This window comes from Micromonospora sp. MH33 (assembly GCF_003013775.1).
GTDB classification, from domain to species: Bacteria; Actinomycetota; Actinomycetes; order Mycobacteriales; family Micromonosporaceae; genus Micromonospora; species Micromonospora fulviviridis.
In genome coordinates, this window is record NZ_MUYZ01000040.1 from 1 (window position 1) to 22,401 (window position 22,401).

The 22,401-nt window shown below is 73.0% G+C and carries 19 protein-coding genes; 11 read left to right on the forward strand and 8 right to left on the reverse strand.

Annotation, left to right across the window (positions count from 1 at the left end):
• Positions 1–144: 144 nt before the first annotated feature.
• Positions 145–1,986: a DNA helicase RecQ gene (gene recQ, locus B0E53_RS09450; RefSeq protein WP_107075681.1), complete on the reverse strand. Its 1,842-nt coding sequence runs from the start codon at positions 1,984–1,986 to the stop codon at positions 145–147.
• 226 nt (positions 1,987–2,212) lie between these two features.
• Between recQ and rapZ the strand changes: the two genes are divergently transcribed.
• The 8 genes from rapZ (at position 2,213) to B0E53_RS09490 (ending at position 9,276) form a co-directional block, all read left to right on the forward strand.
• A complete protein-coding gene (rapZ, locus tag B0E53_RS09455) occupies positions 2,213–3,121 on the forward strand; it encodes an RNase adapter RapZ (RefSeq protein ID WP_091322417.1) in 909 nt (302 codons plus the stop codon).
• Positions 3,118–4,098, forward strand: coding sequence for a uridine diphosphate-N-acetylglucosamine-binding protein YvcK (gene yvcK / locus B0E53_RS09460; protein ID WP_107075682.1), 981 nt, complete (start codon positions 3,118–3,120; stop codon positions 4,096–4,098). The genes rapZ and yvcK overlap by 4 nt, the downstream gene beginning before the upstream one ends.
• Before the next feature lie 56 nt (positions 4,099–4,154).
• Positions 4,155–5,135, forward strand: coding sequence for a DNA-binding protein WhiA (whiA, locus tag B0E53_RS09465; protein WP_088999356.1), 981 nt, complete (start codon positions 4,155–4,157; stop codon positions 5,133–5,135).
• Positions 5,136–5,399: 264 nt separating this feature from the next.
• Positions 5,400–6,404, forward strand: coding sequence for a type I glyceraldehyde-3-phosphate dehydrogenase (gene gap / locus B0E53_RS09470; RefSeq protein ID WP_107075683.1), 1,005 nt, complete (start codon positions 5,400–5,402; stop codon positions 6,402–6,404).
• Between the two features lie 52 nt (positions 6,405–6,456).
• The gene (locus B0E53_RS09475) at positions 6,457–7,656 is read left to right on the forward strand and encodes a phosphoglycerate kinase (RefSeq protein ID WP_107075684.1); all 1,200 of its coding nucleotides are present in this window, start codon (positions 6,457–6,459) and stop codon (positions 7,654–7,656) included.
• Entirely contained in the window at positions 7,657–8,448 is a 792-nt protein-coding gene (gene tpiA, locus B0E53_RS09480) for a triose-phosphate isomerase (protein ID WP_107075685.1), read from the forward strand.
• Positions 8,449–8,543: 95 nt separating this feature from the next.
• Positions 8,544–8,804: a preprotein translocase subunit SecG gene (secG, locus tag B0E53_RS09485; RefSeq protein ID WP_091320761.1), complete on the forward strand. Its 261-nt coding sequence runs from the start codon at positions 8,544–8,546 to the stop codon at positions 8,802–8,804.
• A 127-nt stretch (positions 8,805–8,931) separates the two neighbouring features.
• Positions 8,932–9,276: an RNA polymerase-binding protein RbpA gene (locus tag B0E53_RS09490; protein ID WP_107075686.1), complete on the forward strand. Its 345-nt coding sequence runs from the start codon at positions 8,932–8,934 to the stop codon at positions 9,274–9,276.
• A gap of 45 nt (positions 9,277–9,321) precedes the next feature.
• On the opposite strand, the gene pgl is transcribed toward B0E53_RS09490, so the two are convergent.
• From pgl to tkt, 6 genes are all read right to left on the reverse strand, one after another.
• Positions 9,322–10,092 carry a 6-phosphogluconolactonase gene (pgl, locus tag B0E53_RS09495; RefSeq protein ID WP_107075687.1) on the reverse strand — a complete coding sequence of 257 codons (771 nt, stop codon included), beginning with the start codon at positions 10,090–10,092 and terminating at the stop codon, positions 9,322–9,324.
• Between the two features lie 96 nt (positions 10,093–10,188).
• Positions 10,189–11,205 carry a glucose-6-phosphate dehydrogenase assembly protein OpcA gene (locus tag B0E53_RS09500; protein WP_107075688.1) on the reverse strand — a complete coding sequence of 339 codons (1,017 nt, stop codon included), beginning with the start codon at positions 11,203–11,205 and terminating at the stop codon, positions 10,189–10,191.
• A gap of 31 nt (positions 11,206–11,236) precedes the next feature.
• Positions 11,237–12,847, reverse strand: a complete 1,611-nt coding sequence (gene zwf, locus B0E53_RS09505; protein WP_246835315.1) for a glucose-6-phosphate dehydrogenase — start codon at positions 12,845–12,847, stop codon at positions 11,237–11,239.
• A 2-nt stretch (positions 12,848–12,849) separates the two neighbouring features.
• Entirely contained in the window at positions 12,850–14,490 is a 1,641-nt protein-coding gene (locus B0E53_RS09510; RefSeq protein ID WP_107075689.1) for a glucose-6-phosphate isomerase, read from the reverse strand.
• Between the two features lie 69 nt (positions 14,491–14,559).
• Positions 14,560–15,738, reverse strand: coding sequence for a transaldolase (tal, locus tag B0E53_RS09515; protein WP_107075705.1), 1,179 nt, complete (start codon positions 15,736–15,738; stop codon positions 14,560–14,562).
• Positions 15,739–15,754: 16 nt separating this feature from the next.
• Positions 15,755–17,893 (reverse strand): transketolase, encoded by a 2,139-nt coding sequence (gene tkt / locus B0E53_RS09520; protein WP_107075690.1) that lies wholly within the window; start codon positions 17,891–17,893, stop codon positions 15,755–15,757.
• Positions 17,894–18,158: 265 nt separating this feature from the next.
• On the opposite strand from tkt, the gene B0E53_RS09525 reads away from it, so the two are divergent.
• From B0E53_RS09525 to B0E53_RS09535, 3 genes are all read left to right on the forward strand, one after another.
• Complete coding sequence (locus B0E53_RS09525) at positions 18,159–19,118, forward strand: heme o synthase (RefSeq protein WP_107075691.1); 960 nt, start codon at positions 18,159–18,161, stop codon at positions 19,116–19,118.
• A gap of 247 nt (positions 19,119–19,365) precedes the next feature.
• A complete protein-coding gene (locus tag B0E53_RS09530; protein WP_107075692.1) occupies positions 19,366–19,698 on the forward strand; it encodes a hypothetical protein in 333 nt (110 codons plus the stop codon).
• Positions 19,699–19,704: 6 nt separating this feature from the next.
• Entirely contained in the window at positions 19,705–20,625 is a 921-nt protein-coding gene (locus B0E53_RS09535; RefSeq protein ID WP_107075693.1) for a hypothetical protein, read from the forward strand.
• Between the two features lie 38 nt (positions 20,626–20,663).
• On the opposite strand, the gene B0E53_RS09540 is transcribed toward B0E53_RS09535, so the two are convergent.
• Positions 20,664–22,331 carry a right-handed parallel beta-helix repeat-containing protein gene (locus tag B0E53_RS09540; protein WP_107075694.1) on the reverse strand — a complete coding sequence of 556 codons (1,668 nt, stop codon included), beginning with the start codon at positions 22,329–22,331 and terminating at the stop codon, positions 20,664–20,666.
• Positions 22,332–22,401 lie beyond the last annotated feature (70 nt).

Genomic DNA, 22,401 nt, shown 5'->3' on the forward strand with positions numbered 1-22,401 from the left:
CAACACCGCCTCCTACCGCATCACCGTCGACAACCTCGCCGACTGGATCGCCACCCGCGGCTACAGCGCCTCCTGACCGGCAACCGCTGACAGGAGCGAGCACGAAGGGCCGGCCCCCACAAGGGGCCGGCCCTTCGTCATGTCTCAGGACTCGGTGAGTACGGCGAGGATCCCCTCGCCGTACTTGGCCAGCTTGTTGTCGCCGACGCCGCTGATCCGGGACAGCTCGGCCAGCGAGGTCGGCGCCTCGGTGGCGATCTGCCGCAGGGTGGCGTCGTGGAACACCACGTACGCCGGGACGCCCTGTTCCTTGGCGGTGGCCGCCCGCCAGGCGCGGAGCCGCTCGAACACCGGGACGGCGGCCGGGGCGAGGTCGGCCACCACGGTCGCCGCGCCCCGGGGCTTGGCGGACCGGCCGGACGCCGGCCGTTCCGGCTCCCGCCGCATGGTGACCGTCCGCCGGCGGCCCAGCACCTCGGCGCTCGCCTCGGTCAGGGCCAGGGTGCCGTAGTCGCCCTCGACGGCGAGCAGGCCCTCGGCGAGCAGTTGCCGCACCACGCCCCGCCACTCGGCCTCGCGCAGGTCGGTGCCGATGCCGAAGGTGCTCAGCGAGTCGTGGCCGTACTGGTCGATCTTGTCGGTGCGCTTGCCGAGCAGGATGTCCACGCAGTGCCCGGCGCCGAACCGCTGGTTGCGTTCCCGGTCGAGGCGGTAGACGGTGGAGAGCAGCTTCTGCGCGGCGACCGTGCCGTCCCAGGACTCCGGCGGCTCCAGGCAGGTGTCGCAGTTGCCGCAGTTGGCGGTGCCGCCCTCGCCGAAGTATTCGAGGAGTTGCGCGCGGCGGCAGCGGACCGTCTCGCAGAGCGCCAGCATGGCGTCGAGGTGGGTGGCCAGGTTGCGGCGGTGCGCCAGGTCGCCTTCCGACGTCTCGATCATCTTGCGCTGCTGCACCACGTCCTGGAGCCCGTACGCCAGCCAGGCCGTCGACGGCAGCCCGTCGCGCCCGGCGCGCCCGGTCTCCTGGTAGTAGCCCTCCACCGACTTGGGCAGGTCGAGGTGGGCGACGAAGCGTACGTCGGGCTTGTCGATGCCCATGCCGAAGGCGATGGTGGCGACCATGACCAGCCCGTCCTCGCGCAGGAAGCGCTGCTGGTTGGCCGCTCGCGTCGCCGCGTCCAGCCCGGCGTGGTAGGGCAGCGCCGGGATGCCGTTGGCGACCAGGAACTCGGCGGTCTTATCCACGGAGGCCCGGGAGAGGCAGTAGACGATGCCGGCGTCGCCCGGGTGTTCGTCGCGCAGCAGGGCGAGCAGTTGCTTGCGCGGCTCCCGCTTGGGCACGATCCGGTACTGGATGTTGGGCCGGTCGAAGCTGGCCACGAAGTGCCGGGCGTCGGTGAGCTTGAGCCGGGTGGCGATCTCCGTGCGGGTGGCCCCGGTGGCGGTCGCGGTCAGCGCGATCCGCGGCACCCCGGGCCAGCGCTCGTGCAGCATCGACAGGTTGAGGTAGTCGGGGCGGAAGTCGTGCCCCCACTGCGAGACGCAGTGCGCCTCGTCGATCGCGAAGAGCGCGATCCGCCCGCGCTCCAGCAGGGCGACCGTGGAGCGCGTCGCCAGCGCCTCCGGGGCGAGGTAGAGCAGGTCCAGCTCGCCGGCGAGGAACGCCGCCTCGACCCGCCGCCGCTCAGTCAGGTCCTGGGTCGAGTTGAGGAACCCGGCCCGGACGCCGACCGCGGTGAGCGCGTCGACCTGGTCCTGCATGAGCGCGATCAGCGGCGAGACGACCACCGCCACGCCGTCGCGGACCAGCGCCGGGATCTGGTAGCAGAGCGACTTGCCGCCCCCGGTCGGCATCAGCACCAGCGCGTCGCCGCCGGCCACCACGTGCTCGACGACCTCGTGCTGGAAGCCGCGGAAGGCGTCGTAGCCGAACACCCGGCGGAGCACCCGCAGGGCGTCCTCGGTCCGCTCATCGGTGGGGGAGACCATCCGCGCAGTCTACGAGCGCCCGCCGACAGCGCCCCGCCCCGAACGGGCGCGTGCCGGGAACCGGGACCTTGACAAAACGGACAAGCGCCTGTTCCGGTCGTCACCCCGTGGAATCCCGGGCGGGGTCGGAGCCGTTAGAGTCGCTGACTGACCATGCGCGGCCGACCGGCCGCGGCGCCACGGCTGGGGGTAGCGGGTGAGCGAGGCGCGGACGGCGGGAGACCTGGTGCCGACCAACGCGGAGACAGCTCTCGGGCGGCCGGCGCCGGCCGAGGCGGACACCACCCTGGTGGTGGTGACCGGCCTGTCCGGCGGTGGCCGCAGCACGGTGGCCCGGGCGCTGGAGAACGTCGGCTACTACGTGGTGGACAACCTGCCCCAGGCGCTCATGCTGGACATGGCCGAGCTGGCGTTCAAGGCCGGCGGAGCGGCCCGGCGTACGGCGATGGTGCTGGACGTCCGCTCGCGGGCCTTCTCCACCGACCTGGCCGGGGCGATCCGGGAGCTGCGCGAGCGCGGCTTCCAGCCCCGGGTGGTCTTCGTCGACGCCGACGACGAGGTGCTGATCCGTCGCTTCGAGAGCGTGCGCCGCTCGCACCCGTTGCAGGGCGACGGGCGGCTGGCCGACGGGATCGCCGTGGAGCGGGCTCTGCTGGAGGAGGCCCGCGACCAGGCCGACGTGATCATCGACACCAGCCACCTGAACGTGAACCAGCTCCGGCGCCGGGTCGAGGAGCTGTTCGGCGGGGAGGACTCCCGCCGGTTGCGGATCACCGTGCTGTCCTTCGGCTTCAAGTACGGCCTCCCGCCGGACGCCGACTTCGTGATGGACGCCCGGTTCCTGCCCAACCCGTACTGGGTGCCGGAGCTGCGCGAGCACACCGGGCGCGAGGAGGCGGTCAGCGCGTACGTGCTGGGCCAGGAGGGGGCGGACGCCTTCGTGGCCGGGTACGCGGACCTGGTCAACGCCACCACCGCCGGTTTCGAGCGGGAGGGCAAGCGCTACCTGACCGTGGCCGTCGGCTGCACCGGTGGCAAGCACCGGAGCGTGGCGATCGCCGAGGAGCTGGCCGCCCGGCTGCGCCGCTCCGGCATCGCCGCCAACGCCCAGCACCGGGACCTGGGGCGGGAATGACCCCGACCAGGGTGGTCGCCTTCGGCGGCGGGCACGGGCTGTCGGCGTCGCTGCGCGCGCTGCGGCACTGCGTACCCGGACTGGACCTGGACATCACCGCGGTGGTCACCGTCGGCGACGACGGCGGCTCCAGCGGCCGGCTGCGCGCGGAGCGCGGCGGCCTGCCCCCGGGCGACCTGCGGCAGGCGCTCGTGGCCCTGGCCGGGGACCACCCGGCCACCCGGCGCAGCGCGGCGCTCTTCCAGCACCGCTTCGCCGCCGCGGCGGAGGGGAGCGGGAGAGCGGCCGATCCGCTCGCCGGCCACGCGGTCGGCAACCTGCTGCTGCACGGGCTCACCGAGCTGCTCGGCGACCCGGTGGTCGCGCTCGACCACGCCGGCGCGATGCTCGGCGCGGTCGGCCGGGTGCTGCCGATGTCGCGGCAGCCGGTCGGCATCGAGGCCCGGGTACGCGGCGCCGACCCGGACCGCCCCGACGAGGTCCGCACGGTACGTGGCCAGCACCAGGTGGCGGTCACCTCCGGCACCGTCGAGTCGCTTCGGCTCACCCCGGCCACGCCGGCCGCCTGCGCGGAGGCGGTGACCGCGGTGCGCGCGGCCGACTGGCTGATCTTCGGGCCGGGCAGCTGGTACACCAGCGTGCTGCCGCACCTGCTGGTGCCGGGCCTGGCCGACGCGATCGTCTCCAGCCCGGCGCGTCGGCTGGTGACCCTCAACCTGGTGGCGGAGAAGGAGACCCTCGGGCTCTCCCTGCCCGACCATCTGGACACCCTCCGGCGCTATCTGCCCGAGTTGAAGGTGGACATGGTGTTGGCCGACTCCAAGGCGGTGGGTGATCCCGCGGCGGTCGAACGTGCGGCAGAATCGCTGGGTGCCCGGCTGGTCCTCGCTCCCGTCGCCGTCACCGACGGCACGCCCCGTCATGATCCGGCCGCCCTGGGCGCCGCGCTGGTGCCTGTCCTGGGCGCCGATCGTTAGACACGTACGTAATCACCGGCGACACGCCGGAACCGGTCCGTGAGGGGGCGCGCAACATGGCGATGACGGCTGCGGTCAAGGACGAGCTGAGTCGGGTCGACGTGCCCAAGCCCTGCTGCCGGCGGGCGGAGATGGCCGCCCTGCTCCGGTTCGCGGGCGGCCTGCACATCGTGTCGGGTCGCGTCGTGGTCGAGGCGGAGCTGGACACCGGCGCGGTGGCCCGGCGGCTCCGCCGGGAGATCGCCGAGGTCTACGGCTACCCGAGCGAGATCCACGTGCTCGCCTCGGGCGGCCTGCGCAAGGGCAGCCACTTCATCGTGCGGGTGGTCAAGGACGGCGAGGCCCTCGCGCGGCAGACCGGCCTGCTGGACGTCCGGGGCCGCCCGGTGCGCGGCCTGCCGCCGCACGTGGTGGCCGCCAACGTCTGCTGCGCGGTCTCCGCCTGGCGGGGCGCGTTCATGGCGCACGGCTCGCTGACCGAGCCGGGCCGCTCCAGCGCGCTGGAGATCACCTGCCCGGGCCCGGAGTCCGCGCTCGCCCTGGTCGGCGCGGCCCGCCGGATCGGCATCACCGCCAAGAACCGCGAGGTGCGCGGGGTGGACCGGGTGGTGGTCAAGGACGGCGACGCGATCGCCGCGCTGCTCACCCGCATCGGCGCCCACTCCAGTGTGCTCGCGTGGGAGGAGCGGCGGGTGCGCCGCGAGGTCCGGGCCACCGCGAACCGACTGGCCAACTTCGACGACGCCAACCTGCGCCGCTCGGCCCGTGCCGCGGTGGCCGCCGCCGCCCGGGTCACCCGGGCGCTGGAGATCCTCGCCGAGGACGCCCCCAACCACCTGACCTCGGCCGGCCGGCTGCGGCTGGAGCACCGGCAGGCCTCGCTGGAGGAACTCGGCGCGCTGGCCGATCCGCCGCTGACCAAGGACGCCATCGCCGGCCGGATCCGCCGGCTGCTCGCGCTGGCCGACAAGCGGGCCCGCGACCTGGGCATCCCGGATACCGAAGCGGCCGTCACGCCCGACATGCTCGTGGTCTGATAGGACCGGTGAGGCGTCGAGCTGCGAGGGGGATCACCACCCGCCGCAGCGCGGCGGCGCGCGCTCGGATAAGGTCGCTGCGTACGGCAAGGGGGCCGGCAAAGGCACCCCTAGCCGTGCTCACCGCCTCGGGCGGTCTGGTCTCCTGGGACCGCGGCGGGGTGGCCGAGATGAACCGTCAACGGCCGGCTCCACCGGTCGGCGAACAATCTCCGCCGGCCGGGTTCTGACGCCGGCGGACCAGAACGCGAGGAGATGGGACCTGTGACCATCCGGGTTGGCATCAACGGCTTCGGCCGGATCGGCCGCAACTTCTTCCGGGCAGTGCTGGCGTCCGGCGCTGACATCGAGGTCGTGGCGGTCAACGACCTGACCGACAACGCGACGCTCGCCCACCTTGTCAAGTACGACAGCATCCTGGGCCGCCTGCCGCACGAGGTGAAGGCCACCGCCGACGAGATCACCGTGGGCGGCAAGACCATCAAGGCGTACGCCGAGAAGGACCCGGCCAAGCTGCCGTGGGGTGAGGTCGGCGCCGACGTCGTCATCGAGTCCACCGGTTTCTTCACCGACGCCACCAAGGCGAAGGCGCACGTCGACGGCGGGGCCAAGAAGGTCATCATCTCCGCCCCGGCGAAGAACGAGGACGTCACCGTGGTCATGGGCGTCAACCAGGACCAGTACGACCCGGCCAAGCACACCATCATCTCGAACGCCTCCTGCACCACCAACTGCCTCGCCCCGATGGCCAAGGTGCTGCACGACACGTTCGGCATCCAGCAGGGTCTGATGACCACCATCCACGCGTACACGCAGGACCAGAACCTGCAGGACGCGCCGCACAAGGACCTGCGCCGGGCCCGGGCCGCCGCGCTCAACATCGTGCCGACCTCGACCGGCGCCGCGAAGGCGATCGGCCTGGTCCTGCCGGACCTCAAGGGCAAGCTCGACGGCTACGCGCTGCGCGTGCCGATCCCGACCGGCTCCACCACCGACCTGACCGTCACGGTCGGCCGGGAGACCACGGTGGACGAGGTCAACGCCGCGCTCAAGGCCGCCGCGGACGGCCCGCTCAAGGGCATCCTGGTCTACAACGAGGACCCGATCGTCTCCTCGGACATCGTCACCGACCCGGCGTCCTGCATCTTCGACGCGCCGCTGACCAAGGTGATCGGCAACCAGGTCAAGGTCGTCGGCTGGTACGACAACGAGTGGGGCTACTCGAACCGCCTCGTCGACCTCGTGAAGCTGGTGGGCAGCTCCCTGTGAGTGCGAGGAGTGAGCTTGCGAGCCCCGCAGTCACGAACGGAGGGCTAGCTCTGTGAGCATCCGCAACCTCGACGACCTGCTCGGCGAGGGGGTCTCGGGTCGGCGCGTGCTGGTGCGCGCCGACCTGAACGTCCCGCTCGACAAGCAGAGCGGCGAGATCACCGACGACGGTCGGATCCGGGCCGTGCTGCCGACCCTCAGCGCGCTGGTCCAGGCCGGCGCCAAGGTGGTCGTCTGCTCGCACCTGGGCCGCCCGAAGGGCGCGCCGGACCCGCAGTTCAGCCTCCGCCCGGTCGCCGGGCGGCTCGGTGAGCTGCTCGGCGCGCCGGTGCACTTCGCCGAGGACACCGTCGGCGACTCGGCCCGCTCCACCGTGGAGGGGCTGGCCGACGGCCAGGTGGCCCTGCTGGAGAACCTGCGCTTCAACAAGGGTGAGACCAGCAAGGACGACGCGGAGCGGGGCGCCTTCGCCGACCAACTCGCCGCCTTCGGCGACGCGTACGTCGACGACGCCTTCGGCGCCGTGCACCGCAAGCACGCCAGCGTCCACGACGTGCCGGCCCGGCTGCCGCACGTGGCCGGCCGCCTCGTGCTGCGCGAGGTGGAGGTGCTCGGCAAGCTCACCGGCGACCCGGAGCGGCCGTACGTGGTGGTGCTGGGCGGGTCCAAGGTCTCCGACAAGCTGGCGGTGATCGAGGCCCTGCTGCCGAAGGTCGACCGGCTGCTCATCGGCGGCGGGATGTGCTTCACCTTCCTCAAGGCCCAGGGCCACGAGGTGGGCACCTCGCTGCTCGAGAAGGAGATGGTCGAGACCTGCGGCAACCTCCTGGAGCGTTCCGGGGGCAAGATCATGCTGCCGGTCGACGTGGTGGCGGCGGACGCGTTCGCGCCGGACGCCGCGCACGACGTCGTGCCCGCCGACGGCATCCCGAGCCACCGGCTGGGCCTGGACATCGGCCCGGAGACGGTGGCCGGCTTCGCCGCCGCGCTGTCCCAGGCGAGGACCATCTTCTGGAACGGTCCGATGGGCGTGTTCGAGATGGCCGCCTTCGCCAACGGCACCCGGGGCGTCGCCGAGGCGATCACCAAGGCTGACGCGTTCAGCGTGGTCGGTGGCGGTGACTCCGCCGCGGCGGTGCGGGCGCTCGGGCTGGACGAGTCGTCCTTCGGCCACATCTCCACGGGTGGCGGAGCCTCCCTGGAATACCTCGAGGGCAAGACCCTCCCCGGCATCGCGGCCCTGGAGAACTGAATGGCGAGCACCACCCGCCGGCCTCTGATGGCCGGCAACTGGAAGATGAACCTGAACCACCTCGAGGCCAACCTGCTGGTGCAGAAGCTGGCCGCGAGCCTCAACGAGAAGCAGCTCACCGCGGTCGAGACGGTGGTCCTGCCGCCCTTCACCGACCTGCGCACCGTGCAGACCGCGGTGGACGGCGACAAGCTGCTGATCGGCTACGGCGCGCAGGACCTGTCGCCGTACCAGTCGGGCGCGTACACCGGGGACATCGCCGGGCCGATGCTCGCCAAGCTGGGCTGCACCTACGTGGTGGTCGGCCACTCCGAGCGGCGGCAGTACCACCACGAGGACGACGCGCTGGTCAACGCCAAGGTGGCCGCCGCGCTGGCGAACGGGCTCACCCCGATCCTCTGCATCGGGGAGGGGCTGGAGATCCGCGAGCAGCTCAAGCACGTGCCGCACTGCTGCGACCAGCTCGACGGCGCGCTGCAGGGGCTCACCCCGGAGCAGGTCACCAAGGTCGTCGTGGCGTACGAGCCGGTCTGGGCGATCGGCACCGGCAAGACGGCGACCCCGGAGGACGCCCAGGAGGTCTGCGGCGAGGTGCGCAAGCGCCTGGTGGAGACCTTCGGCCAGGACACCGCGGACCAGGTCCGGATCCTCTACGGCGGGTCGGTGAAGTCGTCGAACGTCGCCGCGATCATGGTCCAGCCGGACGTGGACGGGGCCCTGATCGGCGGCGCCAGCCTGGACGCCGAGGAATTCGCGCAGATCTGCCGGTTCCCGGAGCACATCGCCCGCTGATCGCTCGCTATCCTTGACGCTGCCCGCCCACCGGTCGGTGCCGCCGTGCCCGACAGGACCGGGCAGTGTTCGCAACGAGAGGACTGACCCCCGCCATGCCGATCTGGTTCGCCTACACGATGATCGTGTTGCTGGTCATCACGAGCATCCTGCTCACCCTGCTGATCCTCCTGCACCGTGGTAAGGGTGGCGGGTTGTCGAGCATGTTCGGCGGCGGCGTCAGCTCCAGCCTGGCCGGCTCCTCGGTGGCCGAGAAGAACCTCGACCGCTACACGGTTCTGGTCGGGATCGTCTGGTTCGCGTGCATCGTCGGGATCGGGCTGTGGCTCCGGCTCCAGCTCGGTAGCGGCGCCTGAGTCGGCGCTTCGAGTCGTACAATCTGCGCGCGGTCCGTCACGGACCGCGCGCAGTTTGTTTCTCCGCGCGTCGCCCGCCGCCCACCCCGCAAGCGGCGGTCCCCTCCGACGACAGGAGCGAGCAGCCGTGTCCAGTGGCAACGTCATCCGCGGCACCCGGATCGGGTCCGCCCCCGAGCGCTTCGACCAGCGCGTGGAGCCGGCGCCCCGCCGGCCGGTCACCTACTGGTGCGAAAACGCCCACCGCGTCCAGTTCCTCATCGCCGCCGAGGCGGAGGCCCCGGAGACCTGGGACTGCCCGCGCTGCGGTGAGCCGGCCGGCCCCGACCCGGGCAACCCGCCCGGCCGGGCCCGGGTCGAGCCCTACAAGACCCACCTGGCGTACGTGCAGGAGCGGCGCACCCCGGAGCAGGGCGAGGCGCTGCTCGCCGAGGCCCTGGAGACGCTACGCCAGCGGCGCGGCCGGGCCTGAACACGCGGGAGCCCCGACCCGCCCGGGCCGGGGCTCCGCCGTCGTTCAGCGCAGGCTGCGCAGGCGGGGCGGCACGTCGGTCGCCGCCGCCCGGTCCAGCAGCCAGAGGGTACGGGACACTCCTCGCACCCCGGCCGCCGGCAGCTGCACCGGCCCGGCCCCGGCGAGGGCCATCCCCACCGCCCGGGCCTTGTCCGCCCCGGCGGCCACCAGCCAGACCTCCTCGGCCGTGTTGATCGCCGGCAGGGTCAGCGTGGTCCGCACGGGCGGCGGCTTGGGGCTGCCGCGTACGGCGCTGACCGGGCGGTTGTCGTGGTGCACCGGGTGCTCGGGGAAGACCGAGGCCACGTGCCCGTCCTCGCCGACACCGAGCATCAGCACGTCGAAGTGGGGGAGGGTGGCGTTCCCCGGCCGGGCGGCCCGGGCCAGCTCCTGCGCGTACCCGGCGGCGGCCGCCTCCGGGTCGTTGCCGGCCGGCCCGTCCGAGGCCGGCATGGGGTGGATGCGGGCCGGGTCCAGCGGGACCACGTCCAGCAGCGCCGCGCGGGCCTGGGTCTCGTTGCGCTCCGGGTCACCGGCCGGCAGGAACCGCTCATCGCCCCACCAGACGTCGACCCGGGACCAGTCGACGGCGTCCCGGGCCGGCAGTTGGGTCACCGCCCGGTACACCGCCGCGGCGATCCGCCCGCCGGTCAGCACCACCGACGCCTGGCCCCGCTCGGCCTGCGCGTCGAGCAGCTTCACCACCAGCCGGGCCGCCACCGCCTGCGCCAGCAGGTCGGGGTCGGCGTGTACGGCGACACTCGCCTCACTCATCCATCGCGCCTTCGTGTTCCGACCGCCCCGCGGCGGTCACCTGTGCTGTCCGACCGCCGAGCGGTCCGTGCCCCCACGCCGGGCCGGCGGGTCCGCTCACTCGTTGGCGGTCGCGCCGGCGTGCGCGGTGACCCCGGCCTCGGCCCGCTGGGCGGTCGCCGGATCCTTCCACACGTGCACCCGCTGGGCGGGCCGCTGGTCGAGCCCGGTCAACCCGGCGGTCGCGCCGAGCGTCTCGGCGTAGACCTGGTCGGCGTCGAGCCGGCGCAGCTCCTCGGCCAGCTCGTCGCCGAGCGGCCGGCGGACCAGCGGCAGCGTCCGGTCCTCCTGCCCGGTACGCCGGAAGATGGCCACGCTGTCGTCCCGGGTCAGCGTCAGCTGGTCGCCGTTGGCGCAGCGCAGCTGCACCTCCCGCATCCGGGGGAACTCGCCGGTGTGCTCCCACACCGGGTCGATGCCGAGCCGGGCGGCCAGCCAGCCGCGCATCAGCGCCGCCGTCGGGTCGGTCCGCGGCGCCACCACGGTCGCCTCGGTGACCCGGGCCTGGGTGGTGTCGAACGCCCCGGCGACCAGGGTGCGCCACGGGGTGATCCGGGTCCAGGCCAGGTCGGTGTCGCCCGGGGCGTAGTCCGCGGCCCGCTGCCGCAGCGCGGCGATCGGGTCGGCGGCCTGCGCCGAGTCGGTGATCCGCCGGTCGGCCACCACGCCGAGGAAGTCGGTGGCGATCTCCTCCGGCGGCTCGCCGTGCCACCACGTCACCACCGGCACGTCCGGCACCAGCAGCGGCATGACGACCGACTCGGCGTGCAGCGCGAGCCGGCCGTACATCCGGGTCACCACGGCCTCGCACGGGCCGAGCCGGCCGCCGACGACGATCTCCGCGTCCAGCCGGTTGCGGTCCCGCTCGACGTCGGAGCGGACCACCACGAGCAGCCGGCACGGGTGGGCGGCGGCCGCGATGGTGGCCGCCGCCTCGGCCTCCCGGACCCGCTTCTCGTCGACCACCACGATCAGCGTGAGCGCCATGCCGCTGGCCACCCCGCCCGCGCTGCGCCGCTCGGCGGCGAGCGCCTTGACCACCTCGTTCCCGGTGGTGTCCCACAAGCCGATCAACGGAACCTCCTGGTTCGCTCGCAGTGCTCGCTCACGCTCTCCGCCACGACCGGCCGTCGCGGGCCAGCATCTCGTCGGCGGCGCGGGGGCCCCACTCGCCGGCCCGGTACGGCTCCGGCGTGGTCCCCGTCCAGGCGTGCTCCAGCGGGTCCACCACCTGCCAGCTCTGCTCGACCTCGGCGGCGTCCGGGAACAGCGTCCGGTCGCCGATGAGCACGTCCAGCACCAGCCGCTCGTACGCCTCGGGGCTGGACTCGGTGAACGCCTCGCCGTACTGGAAGTCCATCGCGATGTCGCGGACCTCCATGGTGGTGCCCGGCACCTTGGAGCCGAACTTCAGCACCACGCCCTCGTCCGGCTGGACCCGGATGACGAGCTGGTTGGGGCCGAGCGACTCCATGTCGGCGGGGTTGAACGGCAGGTGCGGCGCGGTCTTGAACACGATGGCCACCTCGGTGACCCGCCGGGGCAGGCGCTTGCCGGCCCGGATGTAGAACGGCACCCCGGCCCAGCGCCGGTTCTGGATGCCCAGCTTCACCGCCACGTACGTCTCGGTGGTGGAGTCCGGCGGGACGCCCTCCTCGTCGAGGTAGCCGACGGCGCGCTCGCCGCCGACCCAGCCGGGCAGGTACTGGCCGCGGACGGTGTCCGCCGCGACGTCCTTCGGCACCGTGATGGCCTTGAGTACCTTGAGCTTCTCGGTGCGGATCTCGTCGGCGTCGAAGCTGGTCGGCTCCTCCATGGCCACCAGGGCGAGCAGCTGGAGCAGGTGGTTCTGGAGCACGTCCCGGGCGGTGCCGACCGAGTCGTAGAAGGCGGCCCGGGTGCCGATGCCGACGTCCTCGGCCATGGTGATCTGCACCGAGTCGACGTACTTGGAGTTCCACAGCGGCTCGAACAGGTTGTTGGCGAACCGCAGGGCCAGGATGTTCTGGACCGTCTCCTTGCCCAGGTAGTGGTCGATCCGGAAGACGTCCTGCCGGGTGAACACGTCGTCGACCAGGTCGTTGAGCGCCTTCGCCGAGGGCAGGTCGTTGCCGAACGGCTTCTCCACGACCACGCGGCGCCAGCCGCCGGACTTGGCGTTGTCCGCCATGCCGGTGCGGGCGAGCTGCTTGAGCACCACGGGGAAGGCCGCCGGGGGGATGGAGAAGTAGAAGGCGGCGTTGCCCGGGATGCCGTGGGTGTTGCGCAGCTCGTCGAGGGTGGCGGCCAGGTGGTCGAAGGCGGCGTCGTCGTCGAACGAGCCGCCGACGAACTTGATGTTGCCTTCGAGCCGGGCCCAGACCTCCTCCCGCCAGGGGGTGCGGGCGTGCTTCTTGGCCGCCTCGTGGGCGAGCCCCTCGAAGTCGCCGTCGCCCCAGTCGCGCCGGGCGAAGCCCAGGACCACGAAACCGGGCGGCAGCAGCCCCCGGTTCGCCAGGTCGTAGACCGCCGGCAAGAGCTTCTTGCGGGCCAGGTCGCCGGTCACGCCGAAGATCACCAGAGCGCACGGCTCCGGGATCCGTGGCAGCCGGCGGTCCTGAGGATCGCGCAGCGGGTTCCCTGCGCTGTCCTCGGTTCGCGACTGCGGTGCTCGCAGGACCGGCTCACTCCTCGCGCTCACGGTGCCTCCTCGCTCCGCCGATGTCACGTCATTCATCGTCACGTCAGTGTCCGTCCGGCCGCATCCAGTAGCTGGGCGACGCCCGCCGCCCGCTCGGTCAGGTGCAGGCGCAGCACCGGCCGCCCGCGATCGGCGAGGGCCCGCCGGTCGCCGGCGGCCTGGGCCGCCTGAAGGTCTCCGAAGGTGTACGGGCGGCCGGGCACCGGCAGATCCTCGGCGACCCCGCCGGTCACCTGGAGGTGGCTGCCGGCCCGTGGGCCGCCCTTGTGGTACTGCCCGGTGGAGTGCAGGTACCGCGGCCCCCACCCGAAGGTGACCGGCCGCGGGGTCGCCCGCGCCAGCAGCGGGCGCAGCCCGGCCACCGCCGCGTCGGCCCACCGGTCGAGGTACGCGGCCACCGCCAGGTAGCCGTCGTCGCCCAGCCCGTCGAGCAGCCAGCGCAGCGCGCCGGCCAGGTCGGCGGGGGCCCCGGCCGGGGCGTACACCTCGATGGCGCCGTCGGTGGTCGAGGGCGACTCCGCCGGCGGGCGGGCGGCGAGCAGCCGGGCGCTGTGCTCCTTGCTCCCGGCGACGTCCGGCTGGTCGAACGGGTCGACGTCGAGCACGGCGGCGGCGATCGCGGTGGCGTACTCCCAGGTGAGGAACTGCGCGCCGAGCGGGCCGTTGACCGCCACGTCGGCGGGGCCGGGCGCGGCGCCCGGGCCGAGGGCGCCGCCGTAGCCCACGGTCAGCACGCCCGGGCCGGTGGCGCCGGGGGCGTCCGGGGACTCCACCACCACCGGCAGGATGCCCCGGCCGGCCTTGCCGGTGGACTCGGCGAGCAGTTGCTCGACCCAGTCGCCCAGCCCGTCGAGTCCGGTGCCGTCGGAGACCAGCGCCACGGTGGCCCGGCCGCTGGTGGCCGCCGCGGCGAGCGCCGCCCCGAGGGCCAGGCCCGGGTTGTCCCGGTCCCGGTCGAGCGCGGCGGCGAGGGCCTCGGCGTCGTCCAGCAGGTCGGCGACCGGCACCCCGGCCAGTGCGGCGGGGACCAGCCCGAACGCGGTGAGCGCCGAGTAGCGGCCGCCCACCTCCGGGTCGGCCGGGATCACCACCGCGCCCAGTTCGTCCGCGACCGCCTCCAGCGGGGAGCCGGGGTCGGTGACCACGACGAAGTGCCGGGCGGCCTCCGCCTCGGTCACACCGGCGTCCAGGAACGCCTGGAGGTACGCCCGCCGGATGCTGTCGGTCTCCACCGTGCCGCCGGACTTGCTGGCGACCACCACCACGGTGCGCTCCAGCCGGTCGGCCAGGGCCGCGCGGAGCTGGCTGGGGTCGGTGGTGTCCAGGACGGTGAGCGGCCGGCCGAGGGTCCGGGCGAGCACCTCCGGGGCGAGCGAGGAGCCGCCCATCCCGGCCAGCACCACGTGGTCCAGGTCGGCCAGCTCCTCGGCCAGCTCGGCGAGCTGGGGGAGCAGCTCGCGGCTGCGCGCGTGGGTGTCCAGCCAGCCCAGGCGGGTACGCGCCGTCGCCTCGGCTTCCGGCCCCCACAGGGTCGGGTCCTTGGCGGCCAGCCGGGCGGGGAGGTCCGCGGCGACCAGCGCGGCCCGCACGGACGCGGGTGCCGACCCGTCGACCGCGTCCGCGCCGTGCACGGCCAGCCCGGCGGCGATGTCCGCCCGGCCGGCCAGCAGGTCGCTCACCTCACCACCCCGTCCTCGTGGCGTGGCGCGTCCCGGGGCGGCACCCCGGGACGCGTCCGACGCCGTCCGTCACGCGTTGCCCCCGGCCTGTTCGGCGGCCCGCGCGTTGCCCTTGGCGGCCCGGCCAGGCTGCCCGATGCCCTTGCCCGCCTCGGCGAGGGACTTCTTGACCCCGTTGAGCAGTTCCAGCCAGCTCGTCTCGAACTTCTCCACGCCCTCCCGCTCCAGGGTGGCGATCACGTCGGCCATGTCCACGCCGACCGCCTCGAGGTCGGTGAAGACCTTGCGGGCCCCGTCGTACGAGCCGGTGATGGTGTCACGGCGGGTCTCGCCATGGTCGGCGTAGGCGTGGATGACCGCTTCCGGCATGGTGTTGACCGTGCCGGGCGCGATCAGCTCCTCCACGTAGATGACGTCCCGGTAGTCGGGGTTCTTGGTCGAGGTGGAGGCCCACAGCGGGCGCTGCGGGTGGGCGCCCGCGTCGGCCAGCTTCCGCCACCGGTCGGAGCCGAAGACCTCGCCGTAGCGCTCGTACGCCAGCTGGGCGTTCGCGATGGCCGCCTTGCCGCGCAGCGCCTTGGCCTCGTCGGAGCCGATCTTCTCCAGCCGCTTGTCCACCTCGGTGTCGACCCGGGAGACGAAGAACGAGGCGACCGAGCCGATCTTCGACAGGTCGTGCCCGTTCGCCTTCGCCTGCTCCAGACCGGCCAGGAACGCCTCCATGACCTCCGAGTACCGGTCCAGGCCGAAGATCAGCGTGACGTTCACGCTGATCCCCTCGGCCAGGGTCGCGGTGATCGCCGGCAGGCCCGCCTCGGTGGCGGGGATCTTGATGAACAGGTTCGGCCGGTCGACCAGCCACCAGAGCGCCTTGGCCTCGGCGACGGTCCGGTCGGACTCGTGGGCCAGCCGCGGGTCGACCTCGATCGACACCCGGCCGTCCACCCCGGCGCTCTTGTCGTACGACGGGCGCATCACGTCGCAGGCCCACCGCACGTCGTACGTGGTGAGCATGCGGACCGCCTCCTCGACCTCGAGGCCGCGGGTGGCGAGGTCGCGCAGCTGCCAGTTGTACTCGTCGGCGTCGCTCAGCGCCTTGGCGAAGATCGTCGGGTTGGTGGTCACCCCGGCCACGTGCTGCTCCCGGCGGAGCTTGTCCAGCCCGCCGGAGCTGAGTCGTACCCGGGAAAGATCGTCGAGCCAGATCGCCACACCAGCGGCCTGGAGTTCGCTCAGCCTGTCCGTCATGCCGTCCACGCTCCCCTCAGTTGCCGGTCGTGAAACCGGTGATGTCGCCCACCCGGGTCAGCGCCGCGTGCGCGGCGGCCACGATCCGGTCGGGGGTGAACCCGAACTGCTCGAAGAGCACGGTGTGCGGCGCGCTCGCCCCGTAGTGCTCCAGGCTCACGCACTCGCCGCTGTCCCCGACGATCGCCCGCCAGGACATGGCGATGCCCGCCTCCACGCTCACCCGTGCCTTTACCCCACGCGGGAGCACCGACTCCCGGTACGCCTCGTCCTGCGCGAAGAACCACTCCTGGCAGGGCATGGAGACCACCCGGGTGGGGGTGCCGTCGGCCTCCAGCCGCTCCCGGGCCGTGAGGCAGAGCTGCACCTCGGAGCCGGTGCCCACGATGATCACCTGGGGCTTGCCGGTGGACGCCTCGGCCAGCACGTAGCCGCCCTTCGCGACGCCCTCGGCGCCGGCCAGGTCGGTGCGGTCGAGGGTCGGCAGCGCCTGCCGGCTGAGCGCCAGCGCGGTGGGCCGGTCGGTGTGCTCCAGGGCCTGCCGCCACGCCCAGGCGGTTTCGTTGGCGTCGGCCGGGCGGACCACGTCCAGGCCGGGGATGGCGCGCAGCGCGGTCAGGTGCTCCACCGGCTGGTGGGTCGGGCCGTCCTCGCCGAGGCCGATCGAGTCGTGCGTCCAGACGTAGGTCACCGGCAGCTTCATCAGCGCGGCGAGTCGTACCGAGGGGCGCATGTAATCGCTGAACACCAGGAAGGTGCCGCCGTACGGGCGGGTGCCACCGTGCAGGGCGATGCCGTTGAGGATCGCGCCCATGGCGTGCTCACGGATGCCGAAGTGCAGGGTGCGGCCGTACTCGTCGCCCGGGAAGTCCTTGGTCGCGTGCTCGGCCGGGATGAAGGACGGCTCGCCCTTCATGGTGGTGTTGTTGCTCTCCGCCAGGTCGGCGGAGCCGCCCCACAGCTCGGGCAGCACCGGGGCGAGGGCCTCCAGGACCTTGCCGGAGGCGGCCCGGGTGGCGATGCCCTTGGCGTCGGCCGGGAAGGTCGGCAGCGCGTCGGTCCAGCCCTGCGGCAGCGTCCGGGTCGACATCCGGTCCCAGAGCGCCTTGCGCTCCGGGTTGGCCCGCGCCCAGGCGTCGAACGTGGTGGTCCACGCCGCCTGCGCCTCGGCGCCCCGGTCCATGACCTGGCGGGCGTGCTTGAGCACCTCGTCGTCGATCTCGAAGGTGCGCTCCGGGTCGAAGCCGAGGATCCGCTTGGTGGCCTTCACCTCGTCGGCGCCGAGCGCCGAGCCGTGGATCTTGCCGGTGTTCTGCTTGTTCGGGGCGGGCCAGCCGATGATGGTGCGCAGCGCGATGAAGGAGGGGCGGCCGGTCTCCGCCCGGGCGGCCAGCAGCGCCTGGTGCAGCGCCTCGACGTCCTCGTGGTAGTCGCCCTGGTCGGCGTCGCCGCGGCGCCAGTCGACCGTCTGGACGTGCCAGCCGTACGCCGCGTAGCGGGCGGCCACGTCCTCGCTCTTGGCGATCCGGGTGTCGTCCTCGATCGAGATCTCGTTGTCGTCGTAGATCACGCAGAGGTTGCCGAGCTGCTGGTGGCCGGCGAGGGCGCTCACCTCGTGGCTGATGCCCTCCTCGATGTCACCGTCCGAGGCGATGCACCAGATGTCGTGGTCGAAGGGGGAGTCGCCGCGCTCCGGCTCGGGGTCGAACAGGCCGCGCTCGCGGCGGGCCGCCATCGCCATGCCGACCGCGTTGCCGAGGCCCTGGCCGAGCGGGCCCGTGGTGGTCTCCACGCCCGGCGTGTGGCCGTGCTCCGGGTGGCCGGGGGTGAGCGAGCCCCACTGGCGCAGCGCCTTGAGGTCGTCCAGGGCCAGCGGGTAGCCGGAGAGGAAGAGCTGGATGTAGAGGGTCAGGCTGGAGTGCCCGGCGGACAGCACGAACCGGTCCCGGCCGGACCAGTTCGGGTCGGCCGGGTTGTGCCGCATGACCCGGTTGAAGAGCAGGTACGCCGCGGGGGCGAGGCTCATGGCCGTGCCCGGGTGGCCGTTGCCGGATTTCTCCACGGCGTCCATGGCCAGCACGCGGACCGTGTCGACGGCCCTGCGGTCGAGGTCGGACCAGTTGAGAGCGGGAAGCTCGGGTCGGTTGGCAGCCACGATGGTTGTGCTCCTCGGCAGATGGGCGGAACCCTCACTGATGACCCTATCGAGCGGCCCTAAACGTCCGCCCGGGGATCTCTGCATGCTCTTCTGTACGTGTCCGACCGGATCGGCCGTTCACCTCCGGATGTGACGGCCCGCACCGTTGCCGGGTCTCCGGGGCAGCCAAAACGACGACGCGTAGTGTGTGGGGCGGTGTGTGGACCCCGAGGGGTCCGGGCCGACACCGACCTCCCCCGCCGAAGCCGGAAGGTGGCAATCCGTGAGCATGATCACCGAGCGCCCCGTCAGCGACTCTGCCGGGCAGCCGCCGGTGCGCACGGTGACGGAGGTGTCGGCGACCGGTCGACGGGACGTACGGGCCGTGGTGGCCGCGTACGTGGCGCTCACCAAGCCCCGGATCGTCGAGCTGCTGCTGGTCACCACCGTGCCGGCGATGATGCTGGCCGACGGCGGCCTGCCGTCGCTCTGGCTGGTGGCCGTGGTGCTGGTCGGCGGCTCGCTCGCCGCGGGCGCGGCCAGCGTGCTGAACTGCTACATCGACCGGGACATCGACCAGTTGATGCGGCGCACCAAGCGCCGGCCGCTGCCGGCGCACACCGTGTCGCCGCGCAGCGCGCTGGTTTTCGGCCTGGTGCTGGCGGTGGTCTCGGTGGCGCTGATGGCCGTCGCGACCAACTGGCTCGCGGCCGGGCTGACGCTGGCCGCGATCGCCTACTACGACCTGGTCTACACGCTCTGGCTGAAGCGCACCACGGCCGCCAACACCTTCTGGGGCGGCGCCTGCGGGGCCGCGCCGGTGCTGATCGGGTGGGCGGCGGTCACCGGCTCGCTGGCCCCGGCCGCGTGGGGCCTGTTCGCGGTGGTCTTCTTCTGGCAGATGCCGCACTTCTACGCGCTGGCCATCAAGTACAAGGCCGACTACGCCCGGGCCGGCATCCCGATGCTGCCGGTGGTGGCCTCGGTCCGCCGGGTCAACGCGGAGATCATCCTCTTCTCCTGGCTGACCCTGCTCTCGTCGCTGGCCGTGTGGCCGCTCGGGATGAGCCCCGTCTACGGCGTCACCGCGCTGGTGGTCGGCGGCATCTTCGTCGTCGAGGCGCACAAGCTCTGCCGCCGGGCGGCGCGGGGTGAGGCGGTCAAGCCGATGCGGCTGTTCCACTGGTCCACCACATACCTCACCATCCTGTTCGCGGCCGTCGCCCTCGACGCCCTGCTCTAGTCCGGCGACCGGCCGGGGTGGATGGTTTCCCCGCCTGTCAGCGATTTCATCAGAATTTTTTTCGCCGTGAGTCGGACCGGCTCAACCCGGACAGACTGTGACGATCTTCCCCGCCCGCTTTGTCCCGGAATAGACGACATGTACGGGCAAATTGCCTGTGGTCTTCCTTAAACCCGTAGGTAATTGGCATCACATTCAGTTCATCGTTCTCGCACATCCGGGTGGATGTCTGCTTAGGCTTCGCGTCATGGCAGATGGTTCCGATACGACGCTCACGGCTGACAAGACCACCGAGCAGGCCCCCAACGGCCTGGTTGCGGGAATCAAGTCGTTCGCCGCCGGACACGGCGGGGCGAAGGCGGTCATCGAGTACGTCGGCAAGCGCGGCGCACGCATCGTCCTCGTGGGTTCCGACGGGGTGTGGGCTGACCAGTTCGCCGACGGCACCGACATCGCACGGCAGGCCTGCGCCACCGCAGGGGTCACCGTCGAGAACGCCTGGGAGCGTGAGCTGATGGACCAGATGCGTCCGAGCAACGACCTCTGGCGGTCGATGGCCCGGCGCACGATGGCCCGTTGACATAAATTGACCACCCACCACCAGCCGACCCGGGGGGAACCCCGGGTCGCTCTCGTCACCTGCACGGCCCTGCCCGACCTCGACCCGGACGACCGACTCGTGCTCGCCCCGCTCGCCGCCCGCGGCGTCGCCGCCGAGGCGGTGGTCTGGGACGACCCGGCCGTGGACTGGTCCGGCTACGACCTGGTCGTGCTCCGCTCGCCCTGGGACTACGCGTTGCGCCGCGACGAGTTCGTCGCCTGGGCGCGGACCGTGCCGACCCTGGTCAACCCGGCCGACGTGGTCGCCTGGAACACCGACAAGCGCTACCTGGCCGAGCTGTCCGCGGCCGGCGTGCCCACGGTGCCGACCGCCTGGGTCGAGCCGGGCGCGGACTGGAGCCCGCCCGCCGACGCCGGGGAGTACGTGATCAAGCCGGCGGTCAGCGCCGGCAGTCAGGACACCGGCCGGTACGACCTGGCCGACCCGGAGCACCGGGAGCTGGCCGTGGCGCACGTACGGCGGCTCTCCGCCGCCGGCCGGGTCACCATGGTCCAGCCGTACCTCGGCGCGGTGGACACCGCCGGGGAGACCGCGCTGCTCTTCCTGGCCGGGCCGGACGGCCTGGCGTTCAGCCACGCGATCCGCAAGGGGCCGATGCTGACCGGCCCCGACCGCGGCGTGGCCGAGCTCTACAAGGAGGAGCGGATCGACGCCCGGACGGCCAGCCCGGAGCAGCTCGACACGGCGGAGAAGACCCTGGCGGTCGTGCCCGGCGGCACCGACCGGCTGCTCTACGCCCGGGTGGACCTGATCCCCGGCCCGGACGGGGCGCCCGTCCTGGTCGAGCTGGAGCTGACCGAGCCGAGCCTGTTCATCGGGTACGCCGACGGCGCCCCGGACCGGCTCGCCGCGGCGGTAGCCACCCACCTGGCCCGGCGGTCCTGACCCGCGCTCCGGCCCGCGCGAGCGGGCCGGAGCCGGCGTCATTCCCCGTCGCAGTGGTTGCGGTCCCAGCGGCCGTCGGTCGGCGGGGTGTCCAGCCGGACGGCGGCCTCGTTCCCGGCGAAGTCGTTGTCCTCCACCCGGCACGAGACGCAACTGCCCGCGCCGGTCACCCAGAACCCGTAGGTCTGGGTGTGCCCGTCCCGGTGCCAGATCCGGTTGCCCCGCACGGTGGCCGAGTCGAACGGGGCGTTGACCGCGATCCCGGCGCGTTCCGGCGGCCCGGCGGGCAGCTCGTACGGCGTGCCGGGCGCCGGGGTGGCCTCGTTCCAGCCGGTGGCGCCGTCGGGCCGCACCTCGGCCAGGGACAGCTCCGTGCCGGTGTTGTCGGCCACCACCGCGGTCCGCGAGTCGACCCGCACGACCTTGCCCCGGTGCCCGCCGGGCGGCCAGTCCGCCGTCCCGTCGGTGACCCGGCGCGGGGCGTACCGCACGGTCGCGCCGGAGCCGCCGCACGCCGGCGCGGACCGGCGCCCGTTGTCCCGGATCCGGTTGCTCACCACCGCCGCGTCGATCATCGGCCGGTCGATCCGGATCCCGTCCAGCGCGTTGTCCCAGATGTCGTTCCCCTCGATCACCACGTCCGCCGCCGCGCCCCGGTATCCGTGGCCCAGGTCGTGCTCGTGGTAGCCGTAGCCGCCGTTGCGGCTGATCCGGTTGCCCCGGACCGCGTACGGGCCGGGGGTGTTGCCCATGCTGATCCCGTCGCCCACGTTGCGGTCGATCACGCAGTCGGTGAGCAGCCCGCCGCGACCGGCGACCCCGGCCGTGCCGTTGGCCGAGACGTCGAAGCCCGCCTCCAGGTTGTTCGTCAGCGTGCAGGCCGAGACGACCAACCCGTCGGCGCCCCAGTCGGAGATGCCGAAGCGGTTGGCCTGGCTGTGGCACCCGACGATGCGGAAGCCGCGCGGCGGCGGCCAGTAGTCCTTCTGCAGCTCCAGGAAGATCCCGTTGGTCCCGTTGCCGAGGGTGGTGCAGTTGGCGATGGTGAGCCGCTCCACGTCGCCCCAGCCGCCGATGCCGACGCCGATGCCCGCGCCGCCCATCTGCTCGCCGTTGTCCAGCCGGCCGCAGCCCACCACGACCACCCCGTCGATCAGGCTGTCCTGGAGGAAGTCGCAGCCCAGGCCGGTCGCCCCGGTGTGGTGGATGTAGAGGTTGCGGAAGACGCCGCGCACCACGTACTGGAGGCCGAGGCCCTTGGCGAGGTAGTTGTACCGGGCCATGCCGACGCCGGAACCGTCGATCTCGAAGTCGGCGAAGGTGCAGTCCGCGATGTGCCGGTCCCGGTCCGCGCCGTGCTGCACCGTCGTCCAGTACGCCAGCGGGACGGGATCGTCCCGGTTGCCCTCGTTGCTGAGCAGGAACCGGGTCGCCGCCGATCCCGCGCCGACCAGCGACACCCCGCTCCGCCAGACGGTGCCGGCGTCCCGGATCGAGTAGATGCCCGGCGGGCAGTAGATCACCCGGGCGCGGCCGTCGGCGTCGTATCCCTCGCCCAGCCGGTCCACCAGCGCGGCCAGCGCCGGCTGGTCGTTGGTCACGCCGTCGCCGGTGAGCCCGAACTCGTGTGCGTCGCACCACAGCGGCGCGCCGGCCACCGGCGTCAGCCGCTGCGGGACGGTCGTGGCCAGACCCCTGCGCGACACCGGCGGCTCCCCTCGGGCGGACGGTCCGTGGCCCGGACCGCTTTCCCGCTGCCGGCGAGGGGTAACGCCG

Coding starts and splice junctions, on each gene's coding strand:
- pgl (WP_107075687.1), bottom strand. CDS start 10,092: ATGAGTGAGGCGAGTGTCGCCGTACACGCCGACCCCGACCTGCTGGCG.
- tal (WP_107075705.1), bottom strand. CDS start 15,738: ATGACGGACAGGCTGAGCGAACTCCAGGCCGCTGGTGTGGCGATCTGG.
- B0E53_RS09530 (WP_107075692.1), top strand. CDS start 19,366: ATGGCAGATGGTTCCGATACGACGCTCACGGCTGACAAGACCACCGAG.
- recQ (WP_107075681.1), bottom strand. CDS start 1,986: ATGGTCTCCCCCACCGATGAGCGGACCGAGGACGCCCTGCGGGTGCTC.
- secG (WP_091320761.1), top strand. CDS start 8,544: ATGCCGATCTGGTTCGCCTACACGATGATCGTGTTGCTGGTCATCACG.
- yvcK (WP_107075682.1), top strand. CDS start 3,118: ATGACCCCGACCAGGGTGGTCGCCTTCGGCGGCGGGCACGGGCTGTCG.
- whiA (WP_088999356.1), top strand. CDS start 4,155: ATGGCGATGACGGCTGCGGTCAAGGACGAGCTGAGTCGGGTCGACGTG.
- zwf (WP_246835315.1), bottom strand. CDS start 12,847: ATGAATGACGTGACATCGGCGGAGCGAGGAGGCACCGTGAGCGCGAGG.
- tpiA (WP_107075685.1), top strand. CDS start 7,657: ATGGCGAGCACCACCCGCCGGCCTCTGATGGCCGGCAACTGGAAGATG.